At 62.1% G+C, this 16,162-nt stretch carries 11 protein-coding genes; 5 read left to right on the top strand and 6 right to left on the bottom strand.

Annotated features, from left to right (window positions below; all coding sequences use genetic code 11):
• Window positions 1–32 precede the first annotated feature (32 nt).
• The 3 genes from ACX1NL_RS01580 to ACX1NL_RS01570 are packed head-to-tail and all read right to left on the bottom strand — an operon-like array spanning window position 33 to window position 2,822.
• Window positions 33–671, bottom strand: a complete 639-nt coding sequence (locus ACX1NL_RS01580; protein ID WP_239355904.1) for a response regulator — start codon at window positions 669–671, stop codon at window positions 33–35.
• Complete coding sequence (locus ACX1NL_RS01575) at window positions 668–1,777, bottom strand: sensor histidine kinase (RefSeq protein ID WP_458898448.1); 1,110 nt, start codon at window positions 1,775–1,777, stop codon at window positions 668–670. The genes ACX1NL_RS01580 and ACX1NL_RS01575 overlap by 4 nt, the downstream gene beginning before the upstream one ends.
• 55 nt (window positions 1,778–1,832) lie before the next feature.
• Window positions 1,833–2,822 carry a hypothetical protein gene (locus ACX1NL_RS01570; RefSeq protein ID WP_458898447.1) on the bottom strand — a complete coding sequence of 330 codons (990 nt, stop codon included), beginning with the start codon at window positions 2,820–2,822 and terminating at the stop codon, window positions 1,833–1,835.
• A 275-nt stretch (window positions 2,823–3,097) separates the two neighbouring features.
• On the opposite strand from ACX1NL_RS01570, the gene ACX1NL_RS01565 reads away from it, so the two are divergent.
• Window positions 3,098–3,907 carry a YhfC family glutamic-type intramembrane protease gene (locus ACX1NL_RS01565; RefSeq protein WP_458898446.1) on the top strand — a complete coding sequence of 270 codons (810 nt, stop codon included), beginning with the start codon at window positions 3,098–3,100 and terminating at the stop codon, window positions 3,905–3,907.
• Window positions 3,904–5,043: an o-succinylbenzoate--CoA ligase gene (gene menE, locus ACX1NL_RS01560; protein WP_458898445.1), complete on the top strand. Its 1,140-nt coding sequence runs from the start codon at window positions 3,904–3,906 to the stop codon at window positions 5,041–5,043. Before ACX1NL_RS01565 ends, menE begins: the two co-directional genes overlap by 4 nt.
• Here the strand turns inward: menE and ACX1NL_RS01555 are convergent.
• Genes ACX1NL_RS01555 through ACX1NL_RS01545 form a run of 3 tightly spaced genes read right to left on the bottom strand, consistent with a single transcriptional unit; the run spans window position 5,040 to window position 6,126 of the window.
• Window positions 5,040–5,258 (bottom strand): hypothetical protein, encoded by a 219-nt coding sequence (locus ACX1NL_RS01555; RefSeq protein WP_458898444.1) that lies wholly within the window; start codon window positions 5,256–5,258, stop codon window positions 5,040–5,042. The genes menE and ACX1NL_RS01555 overlap by 4 nt on opposite strands.
• Window positions 5,248–5,679, bottom strand: coding sequence for a hypothetical protein (locus ACX1NL_RS01550; RefSeq protein WP_458898443.1), 432 nt, complete (start codon window positions 5,677–5,679; stop codon window positions 5,248–5,250). Before ACX1NL_RS01550 ends, ACX1NL_RS01555 begins: the two co-directional genes overlap by 11 nt.
• A 48-nt stretch (window positions 5,680–5,727) precedes the next feature.
• Complete coding sequence (locus ACX1NL_RS01545; RefSeq protein WP_458898442.1) at window positions 5,728–6,126, bottom strand: hypothetical protein; 399 nt, start codon at window positions 6,124–6,126, stop codon at window positions 5,728–5,730.
• Window positions 6,127–6,380: 254 nt separating this feature from the next.
• Between ACX1NL_RS01545 and ACX1NL_RS01540 the strand changes: the two genes are divergently transcribed.
• From ACX1NL_RS01540 to pglX, 3 genes are all read left to right on the top strand, one after another.
• The gene (locus tag ACX1NL_RS01540; protein WP_458898441.1) at window positions 6,381–8,399 is read left to right on the top strand and encodes an exonuclease domain-containing protein; all 2,019 of its coding nucleotides are present in this window, start codon (window positions 6,381–6,383) and stop codon (window positions 8,397–8,399) included.
• An 89-nt stretch (window positions 8,400–8,488) separates the two neighbouring features.
• A complete protein-coding gene (locus ACX1NL_RS01535; RefSeq protein WP_458898440.1) occupies window positions 8,489–12,535 on the top strand; it encodes a protein kinase domain-containing protein in 4,047 nt (1,348 codons plus the stop codon).
• Window positions 12,536–12,539: 4 nt separating this feature from the next.
• A complete protein-coding gene (gene pglX, locus ACX1NL_RS01530) occupies window positions 12,540–16,136 on the top strand; it encodes a BREX-2 system adenine-specific DNA-methyltransferase PglX (protein WP_458898439.1) in 3,597 nt (1,198 codons plus the stop codon).
• The last annotated feature ends 26 nt before the right edge of the window (window positions 16,137–16,162 follow it).

Genomic DNA, 16,162 nt, shown 5'->3' with positions numbered 1-16,162 from the left:
CATCGGCCGGCGGGACCACAGCGCCTCCTTCTCTAGGAGGAGATGCCAGCGCGTTGCGCGATCAGCGCCAGCGCCACCCGGTCGCGTGCGCCGAGTTTGGCCAGCAGGCTGGATACGTGCGTTTTCACTGTGGTTTCCGCGATGTACAGCGCGGCGGAGATCTCTGCGTTGGTCGCTCCGCGGCCGATCTCGGCGAGCACGTCACGCTCGCGGGTGGTCAGCCCCTCCAGCACAGTGGCCGACGCCGGGCTACCTGGACCTTCGCGCACCCACTCCATCACCCTGCCGGTCACGCCGGGCGCGAGGACGGATTCGCCGCTGGCTACCGCGCGCACCGCTCCCGCGAGCACGTCCGGCTCTGCGTCCTTGAGCAAGAATCCGTGGACGCCGGCGGCGATGGCTGCGTGGATGAGCGCGTCGTCGTCGAACGTGGTCAGCATGATCACCCGCGGGCCCAGCTCCATGATTGTGCGGGCGGCGGCGATGCCGTCGAGCACCGGCATGCGGATGTCGAGCACGGCGACGTCGATGCGGTGCGCCCGCGCCTTCTCCACAGCCTCCGCCCCATCGGCGGCTGTGGCCGCGACGGTGATGTCGTCTTGCGCGCCCAGGATGGTCTCGAGTGCGCTGAGCAGCAACGGTTGGTCGTCCGCAAGCAAAATCCGGATCATGCCGCCAACTCCGCCCGCACGGTGAATGCCTCGCCTGCCTGCCATGCTTCGAGCGTGCCGCCGGCGCTCGCGGCGCGCTCGCGCAGGCCTTCCAAACCGACGCCGGTGCCGGGCTGCGGGCACACCCGCCCGGTGGAGACCACCTCCACCACAACAGTCTGCCCCGGTGTCACTTTTACAGAGACGACCGGGTCCACTTGGTGGCGGGCCGCGTTGGTCAGCGCTTCAGCCACGATGCGGTGGATGGCAAGGGAGGTCACCGGAGGGACGCTGATAGGCGGGGCGTCGAGTGTGACCTGCATGCCGGCGTCGCGGAAGCGCTGCACCAGCGCGGGCAGCTCCGCGATCCCCGCCACCGGCGCGAACCCGCGATCACTTTCGCGCAGGCCGCGCACGAGCAGGCGGATCTCCGCCAGCGACTCACCCGCGGCGGCGTTGATTCGCTGCAGCGCCTCCCGCTCGCGCCCGGACGCGAGCCCCGCGTTGGCCTGCGCCTTGATCAGGGTCAACGAGTGCCCGAGCACGTCGTGGATGTCCCGCGCGATGGCCTGGCGCTCGTCCACCCGCGCCGCCGCCAGGCGTTGCTCCTTCGCTTCCGCGGCCCTGCGGCGGGCGGCCTCCTCCCCTGCCAGATTCGCACCCAGAAGGTACGCCACTGCGAACGCTGCCCAATGCAGCGCCAGCGTGAGCGCGCCGTCTGCGCCACGGCGGTAGAACAACACGAGTTGTTCGTCCCACGTCCACATAAACGGGGAGAGCAACGCCCACCCGCACGCCGCCGCCAGCACCCCAAGTGCGAAGCGTTTGCCGGCGTACCTGCCGGCGACGAACACCGCCACCGGCACTGCCAGCACCCACAGCGAATACCCCAGATTCACCGGCGCAGCCAGCCACACCAGCGCCCAGGCGGTGTTGAGCACCACTAACGCGGCCGACGCCGCCCGCGGCTTGCCGGTGAGCACCGCGAACGCAGCGACGAACCCCCACGACAGCAGCGCCTGCGCCCAGGCGGCGGCGCCCGGGTCGCTGATCGCACTCACGGTGTAGACGGCGGCAAGCACCGCCGCCGCCACCGCGAGCACCGCATCACCCGTCTTCACCTGCACGGGCGTCTAGCTTATCGACGCCTCCGCGCCCCCACATCCTCCCCAAGGAGGAGACCTACTTAGTCAACCCCGGGATCTGCGGAATGGTGGGCAGGCCCTTGACGCCTGCGTTCTGCGGCAGGGCGAACAGCGCACCCAGGGCGGTGAGCACCGCGGCGACGATGCCGATGATCTGCGCCAGCTTGGCGTCGAAGGTCTCCGGTGCCTTTTCGTCCGGTGTCTCCTCAGGGTCCTTCGGTGCGGGGCCCGGCTCAGGCGCGGTGTCGCCCAGGTCGGCGTTTTCCAGCTTCGGCGTCTCCGGCAGCTTTAAATCCTGCGTGGGGAAGATGACGTGGCTGGTGCCGTCGTGGCAGGTCTTGGCCTCCTCGAGCGCGTAGTAGTACGAGCTTTCCAACGTGTCCTGGACTTGGCCGAAGTAGGTCTTCTTCATGTTCGCGGCGAACGCGTCGCGCTGCCAGCCCTCCACATGTCGCAGCCACTGCGCGGTGTTTTTGCCGGTGCGGCCGAACACGTAATCGTCGCCGAGCGGCTGTGCCTTCGGCACCCCGCCGTCAATGCCCACGAACCAGTCGGCGTTGCCTTTGAGCGCGCGACCGGCCGGACCGAGCGGAATCTGGGATCCTTCCTTCATGTCCAGGTAGAAGTCGGCGTCGGTGGTGTGCAGGCCCAGCGGCGCCAGCTTCTCCTTCACGGCGGCGCGGGCGTCGGCGCGGACGTCGCCCTCGGGCGTTTTGTCGTCCCGCAGCAGGCGCAAATGCTTGACGACGTCCGGCTCGGCCACGTATTCGTCGCCAAGCTTCTTCAGCTCTGGGAACGTTGCCTCGAATGCCTCGGTGACCGAGGTGGCGTACATGCCGTGCGTGAGCGTTTTCGCTGCGCGTTCGGCTTGGTTGGCGGGGCCGCGCTCGACGTCGTTGAGCGTGACGCGGCAGTAGTTGGTGCCGTCCTTGGTGAACGGGGTCAAGGTGGCGGCGGTAGCAGTGACAGGGACGGTGAGTGAAAGGGCGGTCGCCGCAGCGACGGCCGGTGCGATGATCTTCCTCATGCTTGTTTTATCGACGGGCGGTGAGATCTGCGTTACAGGTGACTAGGAGCGGGGCAGCCAGGTCGATAGCTCGATGTCGATACTTCCAGGTCGATAGTTCCAGGTCAGCGCGTCGGGAGTATTTTCGGTTTAAAATCGGCGCAACGCTGTGACCAGCAACTATCAACATCAAGATATCGACCTCGACGCAAACGCCCGTTTATCCGCCCCGCCTATCCCGCCCCGTCGCACCGCTCACCGCGACCCGCCACGACCGCAGCGGTATCGTTTCTGCCATGACGTTGGGCCTTCTCATTCTGCAGTTCGTAGGCATGATCGCCCTGGTGGTAGCCGCATGGTTCGTTGGGAAGCGCAACCTCGGCTTCAACTGGGCCTCGCTCGGCTGGGGCGCGCTGGCGTTCCCGTTGTCCCAGGTGGCCAGGTTCGCGTTGGTGATCCCGCTGCAGTTCCTGTTCAGCAAGACATTCGATCCAGCAACGGCCACTGCCCTGACCACGGCACTGTTCCTGGTCACCTCCGGTTTGTTCGAGGAGACCGCCCGCTGGATCGTGCTGCGTTTCTGGGACAAGAACACCCGCGAGTGGAACGACGGCGTCGGCTTCGGCCTGGGCCACGGCGGCATAGAGGCGCTGCTGCTCTTCACCAACCTGTTCATCGGCAACATCATGCTGCTGACCACCGGCGACGCAATCAAGGCGCAGGCCACCGGAAACGACGACCCCGCCATCGCGCAGGCCATTGCAGAGCAGATTGAGGCGCTGCAGAACATCGGCATGGGAATGATCGCCGCGAGCTGGTACGAGCGCGCGCTCGCGATCGCCGCACACGTGGTGTTCACCCTGATCGTGCTGCGCGCGGTGCGCGAGCGCCGCTGGCAGCTCTGGGCGCTGGCGGTTGTGTGCCACATCGGGTTCAACGCCGTTGCCGTGCTCATCGCGCCCCACAGCGCGCCGGTGATGTACGTGTTGCTCACCGCACTCACAGCCGCGGGGCTTTGGGCGACTATCGACGGCCCGCTGTCGCGCAAGGCCTTCGCCCGCACCACTCCCACGAACCCCCTCGAGAACGAAACGCCCGCCAAGTGACCCACCTGCTGGAACTTCTCCCCGTCGACCCCGCCAACCCGCTGGCCATCATCCCCGCGCTGGAAGAGGCCCTGACCGGCCAGCGCACGCTGCTGCCCGTGCCCGCGAACGACCCGGCGCGCACGAACCTGCTGCGCAACACACTCAAACCCGGCGCGCCCATCGACGAAGACATCGCCCTGGTCGTGTCCACCTCCGGCTCCACGGGCAAGCCGAAGGGCGCGATGCTCACGCCAGCGAACCTGATCTCCAGCGCGGACGCCACCCACCAGGAACTCGGCGGCGAGGGCCAGTGGCTGCTGGCCATGCCCGCCGCGTACATCGCTGGCCTGCAAGTCCTCATCCGCAGCATGGTCGCCGGCGTCGAGCCCGCCTTCATTGACCTGACCCGCGGCTTCAACGTCGCCGAGTTCGCCGCCTGCGCCCACGAGCTGGCCCGCACCGGCGAGCGCACCTACACCGCCCTGACCCCGATGCAGCTGGCCAAGGCCACCTCCACGCTCAAGGGCATCGACGCGCTGCGTACGTTTTCCGCGGTCCTCGTCGGCGGCGCCGCAACCAACCCTCGGCTGCTCGACTCCGCCCGCAAGCTGCGCATCAATGTGGTCACCACCTACGGCTCCAGCGAAACCTCCGGCGGTTGCGTCTACGACGGCCGCCCCATCGCCGGCGCCCGCGTGCGCATCCAGGACGGTCGCATCCACCTCGGCGGCCCCATGGTCGCCCGCGGCTACCACAACTTCGACTCCCCCGACCTCCAAGACGGTTGGTTCCGCACCTCCGACGCCGGCGAGCTCGACGGCGGCGTGCTCACGGTCCTCGGCCGCACCGACAACGTCATCTCATCCGGCGGCCTCAAGCTCCACCCCGAGGTGCTAGAAGAAGAGCTTTTGCTTATCGACGGCGTCACCGCCGCCACCGTCATCGGCAAAGACGACGACCGCTTCGGCCAGCGCATCTGCGCCGCGTACACCGGCTCAGCGACAGTGCCGGACATCCTGGACGCGCTCGCCGATGCGGAGGACGCCGGCCGCATCGCGCACTGGCAGATCCCCAAAGAACTCAAGGTGGTGGCGGCGCTGCCGCAGCTCGGCCCGGGCAAAGTGGACCGCGCGGCCGTCAAGGAGCTGTTTTAGCCGTTCGGGTTCTCAATGATCACGGGCGCGACTTGGAAGCCCGGCGAGCCGTAGTCAGCCACCCACCGGAGAAACGGCGTGATCTCTTCGCCCGGGCGCTTCCCTTCGTTGATCTGCTTGATCACTAAGTGCGCAGCCGCGATCTCCCCCTGGTGCGGCGGACGCTTGAGGCGCAGTCCGTCGAGAGACTTGATTTCCTTGTAGCTATACCGCATCTTCGCCGCTCCTTTCTGCATCGGGCTCTTCCGCGAGGATGTTTTGAAGCACTTCGTCCGTTATTCTGCTGACCATTCTAACCTGCTCATGGTCCAGAAATCGACGATCGTCCAGCTCATCAAGCAGCGCAATACCTATACCGATCCGTTTCGGCTCGCCCGTTAAACACAGCTCCGTCGCCCACCGCAGATCTTGATGCCATTCCTTCGCCGTGTCCTGCAGTCGCGAGTTCGCCACCGTGTGTGAGACACCCGCCCACGCGATCAGCGCAGCTCCCAGTGGCCCAATCACTTTCGCGGAAAAGTCCAGCACCGTTGCGGTCATGTTCGGCGGCCCCAAGGCCAGCACCACCGCATACGCGACCGCCACAGTCGCCGCCAGTCCAGTGAACAGCCAAGCGATCACTCCCGAGTTCTTCATGTTTCTTTAGACGCAGCGAACCCGCCGCCGGTTCCGTGGAGCTTTTACCTATCGACGCCCTCCGGTCCCCTCCCCCGCCGCCAACTCCGACGCCCGCTGGTACGACACCCCGAGCACCTGCCCCATCTCGCGGAGTGTGAAGCCCTCGTCTTTCAACTTTCGCGCCAACGCAGCCCTCGCAGCCGCAGCTTCTTCCGACGCGGCTTTCGCCTTCACGCCGAGGTCGTCGGCACGCTGGCGCAGCGTCTCAACTTCAGCGGGGAGGATCGGCACGACCTCGATCTTAAACTCGCCCGGCTGCATCCCAGACTGAAATGCGATCGCCTCGGCGACCTCATCCTCTGCGCGGTCGAGCCTCCGGGTCTGTGAGACCACCCCAAGTTCGTCGCACTCCAGCACCCATGCGCCGCTGGGCCCACGCTCTGCGGTCACCGTGAACGCCTTCATCGCCACCACCCTTTTCCTAATTCACGCGCTTCAGCTCGCAACTTCTTAATTACTGCATAACGCGTCACTGTTCAACCCCCCCAGCACTCATCTGTCACCCTCATGTTGACAACCAACTTCATCCTTCGCCTTTTAGATGCATCGCCCCCACCCGAACACCCGTCCGACAACCCTCACCGCGTGTCGGCCCGTGTCCTACTCTGCTAGGCAGTCACCAACAAGCAGCGCAAAGCCGCAGAGTACAAGGAGCCACGATGGACCCGCAGACCGGGCACCCAGACCTCACCACCCACACCACCGGATTCGCGGTGGTGGACCTCGAGACCACAGGGGTCAGCAACGCCTGCCGCATTGTGGAAATCGGCGTGGTCCTGCTTCGCCCAGACCTCACCGTGGAGCGCACGTGGGAGACACTGATCCAGCCCGGTCGCGATATTCCCAACAGCCACATCCACAAGATCACTGCCACCGATGTGGTGGACGCGCCCACGTTCCGCGACGTCGCCGCGTACCTCGGCTCCTTGCTCGACGGCCGCGTCCTGGTGGCGCACAACGCGCCGTTTGAGCACCGTTTCCTCACCAATGAGTTCAACCGCGCGCATGCGCACAACGGTCTCTGCCAACCTTGGGTGGACACGATGGCGCTGGCCCAACAGCACTTGGGCTGCGCGAAGCTCAGCGACGCCCTCACGGCCACCCACATCCACAACCCCCAAGCGCACTCGGCCCTCGCCGACGCACAGGCAACCGCGGAGTTGCTCCATCATCTCCACTTCCACTGCGGCGCCGATGTGTCGGGCTACCCGACGGCAACGTTCCCCGCCCCGGCCGCGGAATGCCGCGTCCTACCACGCGGTGCCGAATCCTCCTGGTCCGGCCAGCTCTCTCACGCCCTGCCCGCAAGCGGTGCAAAGGATGAGGACGCGTACCGCGATGAGCTAACCCGTGCGCTTGTAGACCGCCACATTTCCCGCACCGAAATGCGCCAGCTTGAGCAAACCGCGATCGCCTCTGGCCTAGACGCGGACGATGTGGATGCGATCAACGAAGAATTCACGCGCCAGCTCGCCGTCGATGCCTGGTCCGACGGCGTCATCACCGATGACGAGCGCACCGAGCTGCTCGCCATTGCCGACGCGCTCAGCGTGGACTTCGCTTTTGTGCAGTCGCTTCTCGACGAACCACAGGCCGGCACCGCCCCCGCCCAATTCACCCTCCAGCCGGGCGATCTCATCGCGCTCACAGGCACGATGGACATCCCGCAGGAAGAGTGGGTGCGCCGCGCCACCGCCGCCGGCCTGCACGTAGGCCAAGTGACAAAGAAGTGTGCCCTGCTGGTCGCCGCCAACCCCGACTCCATGAGCGGCAAGGCACAAAAGGCGCGAAAGTACGGCATTCCAATCGTCGGCGAGACGAAGTTCGCACAGCTGCTGAGCACAATCGATCACGAAGCCGTTTCCGCGCAACCAGCGGTGTCGGGGCAACACGCAGCGTTGGAGCAGTCCACAGCGCAGTTCCCCTGGTTCTCCCCGCAGCAAGTTCAAACGACAGGCGCGTCCACCTCGCGCATCGCAGCAGCGTGGATCGCGCTGCACCCGAACCGCCCGCTGCACGAGATGGCGGACAACCTCCAACCCCACCACGTCCCGGAAGCCACCGGCAAAGGCATCGACCGCTACCTCGCGGTGTGGAGCCTGGAGCACCCCGAGATGCTGCAAGTCAGCGCCGACGACCTGCTCCAACTCCCCGGCGTGGGCCCGAAGCGCCGCAGCCAACTGGTGGAGATGGTGGTCGAGCTCGCCGCCGACGGCATTGTGGACGACTCCACCAAGAATGCCACTGCCGAGCCCGCCCCCGAGCGCACAGCTGACAGCACGGCAATCACGCCGCGGCCAATCCCCGAACCGTCCGCCCCTGCGCAAGCGCAGCCCCGCCAAACTTCAAGCAGCCCCGTCGACCCGACCCCAGAAGAACTCCTCACCGCCGCGAACGCCCCGCGCTACACCCCGGCGCCGGTGCAGCCGTCCTGGAACGCCTCTGCTCCGATGGACCCAGCGCCCTCGCCAGTCAAACGCCCAAAGGCCTCCAAGGTGTTTAAGTGGTCTGCGGGCCTCGGTGTGCTGTGCTTTTTCCTGTTCGGACTTTGCATCGAGACGTTCGACCCCGACGCGAAGTCGTTCATCGCCGGAGTCTTCGCACTCGGGTTCTTGCTAGCCGGCCTCACTGCTGCCATTTCTGGTCTGATGTCACTGATAACAAGGCTGACTAGGTAAGTGAAGTATTGAAGGAACCCTCCACCTCAACCTGAGGAAGCCAAGTAACATATGTACGGTCAGCCGGTACAAGAAGAAGGATTGAATCGTTGGGAAACCTCAAACAACAGCGGTGGAACGAGGTCACTCCTTCTGGCTTTGCACATGAACGCACGGGGTTGGAACTGCTCCGAAAGGCCGTGCCCGATGCACCGCCTTACCGAGTGTGGACCAATTTCGAATTAACCAACTCGGACGGAAGCCGCCGCGAGGTGGACGCACTGGTTATCGGGCGGCGCAGAATCCACCTCATCGAGCTGAAGCACTACGCTGGCAGCGTCACTGGAGATGACCAACGCTGGCACCAAGAAAAGCTCTCCGGTGAGTCATTGGACATGCGCCACCCCAACATTTTGGCAAACTACAAGGCCAAGATCCTGAAGAGCCGGCTCATCGAAGTCCTTCCAGCTATAAGGCGACTGTGCGAAGAGAATGGCATTGACATTGCCCCGGAATACGACTACGTGCCCTGGATCCAAGAATGCACTGTGCTTACCGATCCGAACGTGCGCACATCATTCACTCCCCTAGGCGAGCGAAACGTCTTTGGAACAAACGGTTCCCTGGCAGATGTGACGACGCGCCTAACGGAAGAGCCGGAAGGTCGCTCGCGTATTGACGAGAGGTTCAGCCAATTCTTGGCTCTAGCGATTGACAAAATCGTGGGTCACATCCCGGGCGATGGCAAACGCAAATACGGCCAATGGGTCGTAGACGAAGAAGATGATCGCGTCGATCCGTTCATTTACTACTTCGGGCACAAGAAGACGGATCCGGATATCACTGTCTCGCTTCGTACCCTGCCAACCGCGAATTTGACACCCGCAGAGCGAAAGTGGCGCTCCAAGCTGCACGAACGCGAATACAAGTCTATGAGTGCGCTGCAGCACGCCCACTTGGATACTGCTATTGATGCCTTCCAAGATGATGGGCCGTCAGCGGCGTTGGTGATGGCGTATCCGCGCGGTAAGGGCTCCTGGGTTTCACTCGATTTGCTTCCTAGCACCGTCACGTTCACCGCAGAGCAGCAGGTGGATCTGGTCATGCAGATCGCGGACGGTATCGCGTACGCCCACCAGAATGATGTCACGCATCGGCACCTCACTCCGTCCGCGATCCTGATTGACACCGCCGAGCTCGAACGCGGCAGGATCAACGCAAAGGTGTCCCGCTGGACCGAGCTCGGTCTGATCAACCCCGAGCAAACTCAACAAACCCAGCTCACCGCGTTGGGCAAGAGCGCGTCCACAGCCGAAGACGACTTTTTCGCTGAGTTCCTTCCGCCCGAGGGCTACCAGGCCGATTCGGACAAGCGTCTCGGAGACCTTTACTCCGTCGCCGCTTTGGCGTTCTACATCTTCTCTGGAGGTACGCGACCAGCCGAAAACCTCCCCGAACTCCGCCGCAAGCTTCTTCAACATGGCGGGCTTGACCTCGCCGCCTCAGGCGCGGATGTGGAAGATGCTGTGCGAAAGCTGATCAAGGGAGCGACCTCCCCGCGACCGGCTGAACGCGCAGATGCCGTGCGCCCCCCGCACTCCACCGCCGCAATGCTCAATCCGGTTCGATCTTTCGCTCAGCGCTTCCAGGACGCGACAAGGGAGCGTAAGCAAGACGGGGGCGACGTTTTGCACCCGGCGATCGATTCGCTGATCGCCGACCGGTTCAGGGTGAAGAAGGTGCTCGACTCAGGTTCCACGGCGCGTGGGGTGTTGGTGGACGACCTTGAGGCAGAGGCTCCGGCGAGCAACCCCGCCCAGGTTGGCGCAGAGAGGGTGCTGAAAGTCGCCCTGGACAAGCAGAAAGAATCGCGCCTGGACAAAGAGGCTGTGACGCTTAAGGAACTGCACCAAATTCTCGGTGCCAAACCTGCGGCGAGGCGCTTTGTGCAGCTTGAAGACGGCCCGCTGCGCCTTCCCCACGACCGTTACGCGTTGGTGTTGTCCAACGCAGGAGAAAATTCCTTGGCTGGGCGATTGCACTTCGGTGCGTTCCACCCGCGCGATTTTTGGCGGTTGGGCTCTCAATTGTTGGAGATCGTGGAAGAGCTGGAGCCGACGGGGATCTATCACCGGGACATCAAGCCTGCGAACCTTGGTTTGCGCGGTAAACCCTCGGAGATGCAGCTCACCCTGTATGACTTTTCTCTTTCCAGTGCTCCGCTCGACGCACGGGATACCGGAACGGTGCCCTATTCGGATCCATTTGTGGGAGTTGATGGCACTCACCGAATGCGTTTCGACGGTTACGCGGAGCGCTACTCCGCTGTCGCGGTGTTGTATCAGATGGCCACGTTGGAAACTCCCCGCTACGCCGAGGACGGCACCCCGCCGGAATACACCGATGGGCACGTACTGCTCGACCCCGTCGCATTCGAGCAACTCGGGTTGAACTCGGGCCAACGGGATGCTCTGATCCAGTTCTTCGAGCAGAACCTGGACAAGAACACCAGCCTCCGTGCTGCGAGCGCAGCAGAGCTGCGGCAACAGTTCCTAGCTGCTCGAGATGCTAAGACGGACAATGCTGACAAGACTCAGAAAGCAATTCGGCCAACGCCCGCGCCAAATCCGGTCCCGCCAGCGACACCGGACAACCCGGCGCCGATCGAAACACTCGAAGAGCTCTTGGAAGCTCTCAAGCTCAACGCCGGGAAAAAGTATGATTCCCTGCGCAAGTACGTGACCAAGATCCTTGGCACCGCGGAAACTTCGCCGGCGGACCCGTTCGCCACCAATAGCGAATACTCCAAGCTCATGAATGTCTCCACTGGGCGGATCTCCCAACTATCTGGGGAGGTACCCCAGATTTGGTCCAGACAGCCCAGCCTTAAGCGCGCCTTCGACGATTTGGTCTCCGAGATCAATGACATGCTGACTGAGCTTGGGGGGCTTGCCACCCCTGATCAGCTCACCGAAGCAGTTCACCGTGTTGCTCCTCCAAGGTCTGAGAATGCGCACCGCCACTTGCTGGGAGTTCTCCGCCTAGTGCAGCTGACAGTGTCAAGGGACCACGATTCGAAGAAGACGTTTGAGGTCATCCGGCGCGGGCGCGCGCAGACCGTAGTCGCCCTCACAAACACCGACTCGCTCAGTAACTTGCCTGAAGCACTCATGCGGGAGGCGTTGCGAGCTGTCAGTAACGCGCCCACCGGGATTGTCGGTGCTCGCCTGCTCACGGATACACTCGCGGAAAAGGCGGCTGCCATTATGGGGGTGCGCGCCCAAGACATGCCGCTGACCGGCGATGTTTTGCGTGAAGTAGCCACGAAGGGTGTACCGCAACTTGCGCTGACGGATTCAGCAGATCTCTACCGCACCGACATCTCTGTTGAGAGAATGCTACAAAGCGTTTTTCCCCGCACCGCAGATCAGCTCACGCGCAGTTATCTGCAGGGGTTGATCAACGCACGCTTCCCCAAGGCCGAGCATAAGGAGTTGCCAAAGCATCCGGACTTGGACGTTTTGTTGTCCAAGATCGACCCGGAGCTGGTGTACGTCGCGAAAGACTCGAAGTATGTTCGCCCCAACGAGCACGGGCCAGATGTGCCTACTTGGCATGCAACCAGCACCGAGGTGGGCCGAATCGAGGCGTCGGCGTACAGCGATCTCTCGTCCGCCCTCGCCCCCACCGTCGCTAGCCGCGATTTCCGCGTCATCACCACTCCTGTTGGTCAGGCCACGAAGACTGCTGCTGCGGTCGAGGAGGCGTTTGGTGCACAAGTAGTCAATGTGCAAGATGCCATCTTTGCCAAGCTGCAGGCCATGGCGGGTTCGGATGAGGCTTTCACGCAGATCCTGGACTCGGATGTCCCGGGCCGTCGTGAGCAGTTGAGTGCGGTGGTCAAGCACCTCGCTCAAACCACGCTGGACGAGGAAATTGCCCTCGCGCAGCAGCCGGTGCTTCTCACCGATGTCTCTCTTCTTGGCACGTATGACGCGTTGGGTGTCTTGGACCCGTACGCCGACATCACCGTGCAGACAGGCGCACCAGCGGTGTGGATGATCGTCCCCCAAGAAGAGAATGCACCGGTCAACGGCATCGAAATTGAGGGCAGCACGTTCAAGCTGACCAGCCCCAACCAGATAATCAAGGTATAGAACCATGGCGAAGAATTCCGGAAACGAACTCACTCAGATGCTGCGGCCGCTTGTGCAGTTGCTTATCGACGATATGCGGTCCCACCTCAACGGCACCCCCGAAGAAAAGGCGTCCTGGCGGGCGCAATTCGATGCCGCCAAGAAGGCCGAGCGCGTTGGCGTTGCCTACGACGACTGGGAAACGGAGCAGCTCACCCAAGCGGCAGTGGGCTGGGTCGTGGCCACCGTTTTCATCCGTTTCATCGAAGATAATGAGTTGTTCGGTGAGGGCAGGGCCTACTTGAGCGGGTACAACACCCCATTGCGTGAAGCTGCCCGCTACTTCGAGCGGGAGCTGTATCGCCGCCACCCGGAACAGTCCTACCGCGGATACATCGAGCATTGCGTGAACCAGCTCAGTACCGCGGAAGCCACCAAGGGGCTTGTGGAGGAGCACTCGGCGATTCACATCTATACCCCAACCGACGATGGCGCTCGAGCAATCGTGGAGTTCTGGCGTGGTTTTAACCCGGATGAGGAGGACCCTCGCGCACTGAAAGATCCTGACCTGGATACCCGCTTCCTCGGCGACTTGTACGAGCACCTTTCGGAATTCGCCCAGAAGAAGTACGCGCTCCGGCAAACGCCAGAGTTCGTGGAGGAATTCATTCTGGACCGTACGCTTACCCCAGCGCTGAACGATCGCCCCCTTGAAGGATTCAAGCTCATTGACCCCACCTGCGGGTCTGGCCACTTCCTGATCGGTGCGTTCCGCCGGATCTTTGAACGGTGGCGCCGACAAGAACCGGCCGGTGATCTTCGCGTGCACGCTAACCGTGCGATGGGCTCCATCTATGGCGTCGACATCAACCCGTACGCGGTGGCCATCACCACGTTCCGCCTCACCGTTGAAGCGCACAAGACGGGACAATACTCACACCTTAAAGAACCGCGTGAGGCCACGTTCACGGTGCTTACTGGTGACACTCTGTTCTTCGGTCCGGACAGTATGGGCCGCATCGACTTCGACATGGATCTATCTTCGGCTGGCCAGCGTCAGTTTGCTTATTCCACCGAAGATAAGCAAAGGCTTGATCAGGTCTTGATGTCGAATCAATATGACGCGGTGGTGGGCAACCCTCCCTACATCACGCCGAAGGATCCGGCACAGAACAAAGCCATTCGCCAGCGGTACAAGGAGTATTGCAAGGGCACTTACGCCCTAACAGTCCCTTTTATGGTCAAATTCTTCCGTCTTGCCAAGAAGCAGGGCACATCCAACGCGCCGGGGTGGGTTGGACAGATCACCGCAAATTCGTTCATGCAACGTGAATTTGGCAAACCACTGATCGAGAAATTCTTTCGGGAAGTTGAGCTTCGAGAAATTATCGACACCTCGGGCGCCTACATCCCTGGGCACGGAACGCCTACTGTCATTCTGATTGGGCGAAATTATCCAGACTCTCCTGCTTCCGTCAAAGGGGTTCTCGGTAGCGAAGGGGAACCCGGCATCCCCCGCGATCCTGCACGCGGCGTTGTCTGGAACTCTGTTCGCGAGCATGTAGACGACGTTGGCTACGAAGACCGCTACATTACAGTCACCGCCTTGGACATAGGTTTTATTAGCAAGCATCCGTGGAGTATGAAAGGCGGAGCTTCACCCGACCTAGCGCAGCTTATAGACGAAAACTTTTCCATTCGCTTAGAGCAACTTCCCGTTGACTCGGTAGGGTTCGCTAGTTTTCCCGGCGCGGATAATGCACTCACTTTCCCTCCTCATCGGTTGAGAGCCCTTGGCCTCGATTTCCCACTGGTCCGAGACTTCGTGATGGGAGATTCCGTACGAGATTGGAGACTTCGATGCGAGCACGTCGGTTTGGTGCCGTACGACCTTGACCAAGAACTTATCCTTCTCGACCCAGAATCAAATTGGTTTCGACTTTTGTGGCCCAATAGAGCAATCCTTGCAAACATTAAAGGATTTAACGGCAGGCCCCGGAATGAAGACGGGACACCTTGGTGGAGCTGGTACCGGTGGATCAAACAGAAGTATCAAACTTCCCTATCTATCACTTTCGCTTCCGTTGCAACCCAAAACAACTTTGTTCTCGACCGTGGATCGAGGGTTTTTAAGCAGTCTGCTCCGGTAATTAAACTGCCCACGAGCGCCTCGGAGGCGGACCATCTCAACCTAGTCGCGATCCTGAACTCTTCTACCGCTGCATTCTGGTTGAAACAGAACAGCCATGGCAAAGGAATTGGGGGAGTAAACCAGGAATCGCGGCACGAGCAATTCGACGAGTTTTACGATTTTAACAGCACCACTTTGAGGCAATTCCCGCTTCCCCTTGGGGCCGTGCTTGAGCGCGGTAAAGCGCTTGACGATCTCGCAGGGCGCTTGGAAGTTTGGGAACCAACTGCGTTGTTCGCACGGCAGACCCCCTCGCATGCAGCTTTAAAACATGCTGAGAAAGAATTCAACCGCATCCGCTCCCTCATGATTACCGAGCAGGAAGAGCTGGACTGGGCGGTTTACAAACTATATGGGATTACCGACGAGGATCTTTCTTTCCCTGCTGGCTCGGTGGAGGGGATAGAGCTCGGCCAGCGCGCATTTGAGATCGCGTTGGCACGCAGAGTTGCTTCGGGTGAGACAGAGACTGCGTGGTTCGAACGTCACCACTCCACACCGATTACGGAGCTTCCTGAGGGCTGGTCATCGGAGTACGCGGCGAGGGTTCAAAAACGCCTTGAACTGATCGAGTCGGACCGCTTCATCAATCTGCTTGAGAGGCCGGAATATAAGCGTCGTTGGTCCTCTGAGCCTTGGGAGGAGAAAGTCAGTGCCGCATTGCGGGACTGGCTACTCACTCGCCTGGAGGATGGCGGAATTTGGTTCGACCAGGACGGTATGCCCCAGCCGCGCAGCATCGCGGAGATCTCGGGTGTTATAGAGGCCCGCGCGGAGTACGCAGACGTTCTTTCGGTGCTGCCGCTTTGGTCCCAGAAGCGAGATGCCACCACGCTGCAGATGCTCGAAGACCTGCTGAAGGGCGAGTCGGTGCCTTTTCTCAAGGCCCTGCGGTACAAGCCCAGCGGGTTGCGCAAGCACGCTGAGTGGGAACGCACGTGGGAGCAACAACGCGAGGAAGATGCGGGTACCCGCGATGGCAAGGACGTCGATGTTCCGCCGAATTACACCTCAGCGGACATGTACCCGGAGGTGTGGAAACACCGCGGGAAGCTTGACGTTCCCAAGGAACGCTTCATTGCGTACCCGGGCGCGGGTTCGGAAGAGGATCCAACAGATGTCATTGGATGGGCAGGATGGGATCACCTGCAGCAGGGCTTGGCTATCTACCGTCTTTTCTTGGAGCGCAAACAGGAAGAAGCGCCGGTAGAAGTCCAAGCCGCACTGCTCAACGGTTTGCAACAGGAACTGCCGTGGATTATGCAATGGCATAACGATGTCGACCCTGGAACCGGCGAACGCTTGGGCTCCTACCTCTCGCAGCACCTCGAAGAGCACACACATCAGCTCGGCATCTCACTGGAAGACCTTGAGCAATACAACCCAGCCCGCGGGCGCGCGAGACGCGCGAAGGGTAAAAGTAAGAAGTAGTCACCGCGCGAGGCGGTAACAAGAAA

This window comes from Corynebacterium sp. CQ3829_602738, from assembly GCF_054478435.1.
The sequence above is the reverse complement of the archived record's forward strand: the minus strand, read 5'-3'. Positions and strand labels throughout refer to the sequence as shown.

Excerpts from the sequence above, each read along its gene's own strand:
- ACX1NL_RS01580 (WP_239355904.1), bottom strand. The coding sequence starts at position 671 with ATGATCCGGATTTTGCTTGCGGACGACCAACCGTTGCTGCTCAGCGCA.
- ACX1NL_RS01570 (WP_458898447.1), bottom strand. The coding sequence starts at position 2,822 with ATGAGGAAGATCATCGCACCGGCCGTCGCTGCGGCGACCGCCCTTTCA.
- ACX1NL_RS01565 (WP_458898446.1), top strand. The coding sequence starts at position 3,098 with ATGACGTTGGGCCTTCTCATTCTGCAGTTCGTAGGCATGATCGCCCTG.
- ACX1NL_RS01555 (WP_458898444.1), bottom strand. The coding sequence starts at position 5,258 with ATGCGGTATAGCTACAAGGAAATCAAGTCTCTCGACGGACTGCGCCTC.
- ACX1NL_RS01550 (WP_458898443.1), bottom strand. The coding sequence starts at position 5,679 with ATGAAGAACTCGGGAGTGATCGCTTGGCTGTTCACTGGACTGGCGGCG.
- ACX1NL_RS01545 (WP_458898442.1), bottom strand. The coding sequence starts at position 6,126 with ATGAAGGCGTTCACGGTGACCGCAGAGCGTGGGCCCAGCGGCGCATGG.
- ACX1NL_RS01540 (WP_458898441.1), top strand. The coding sequence starts at position 6,381 with ATGGACCCGCAGACCGGGCACCCAGACCTCACCACCCACACCACCGGA.
- pglX (WP_458898439.1), top strand. The coding sequence starts at position 12,540 with ATGGCGAAGAATTCCGGAAACGAACTCACTCAGATGCTGCGGCCGCTT.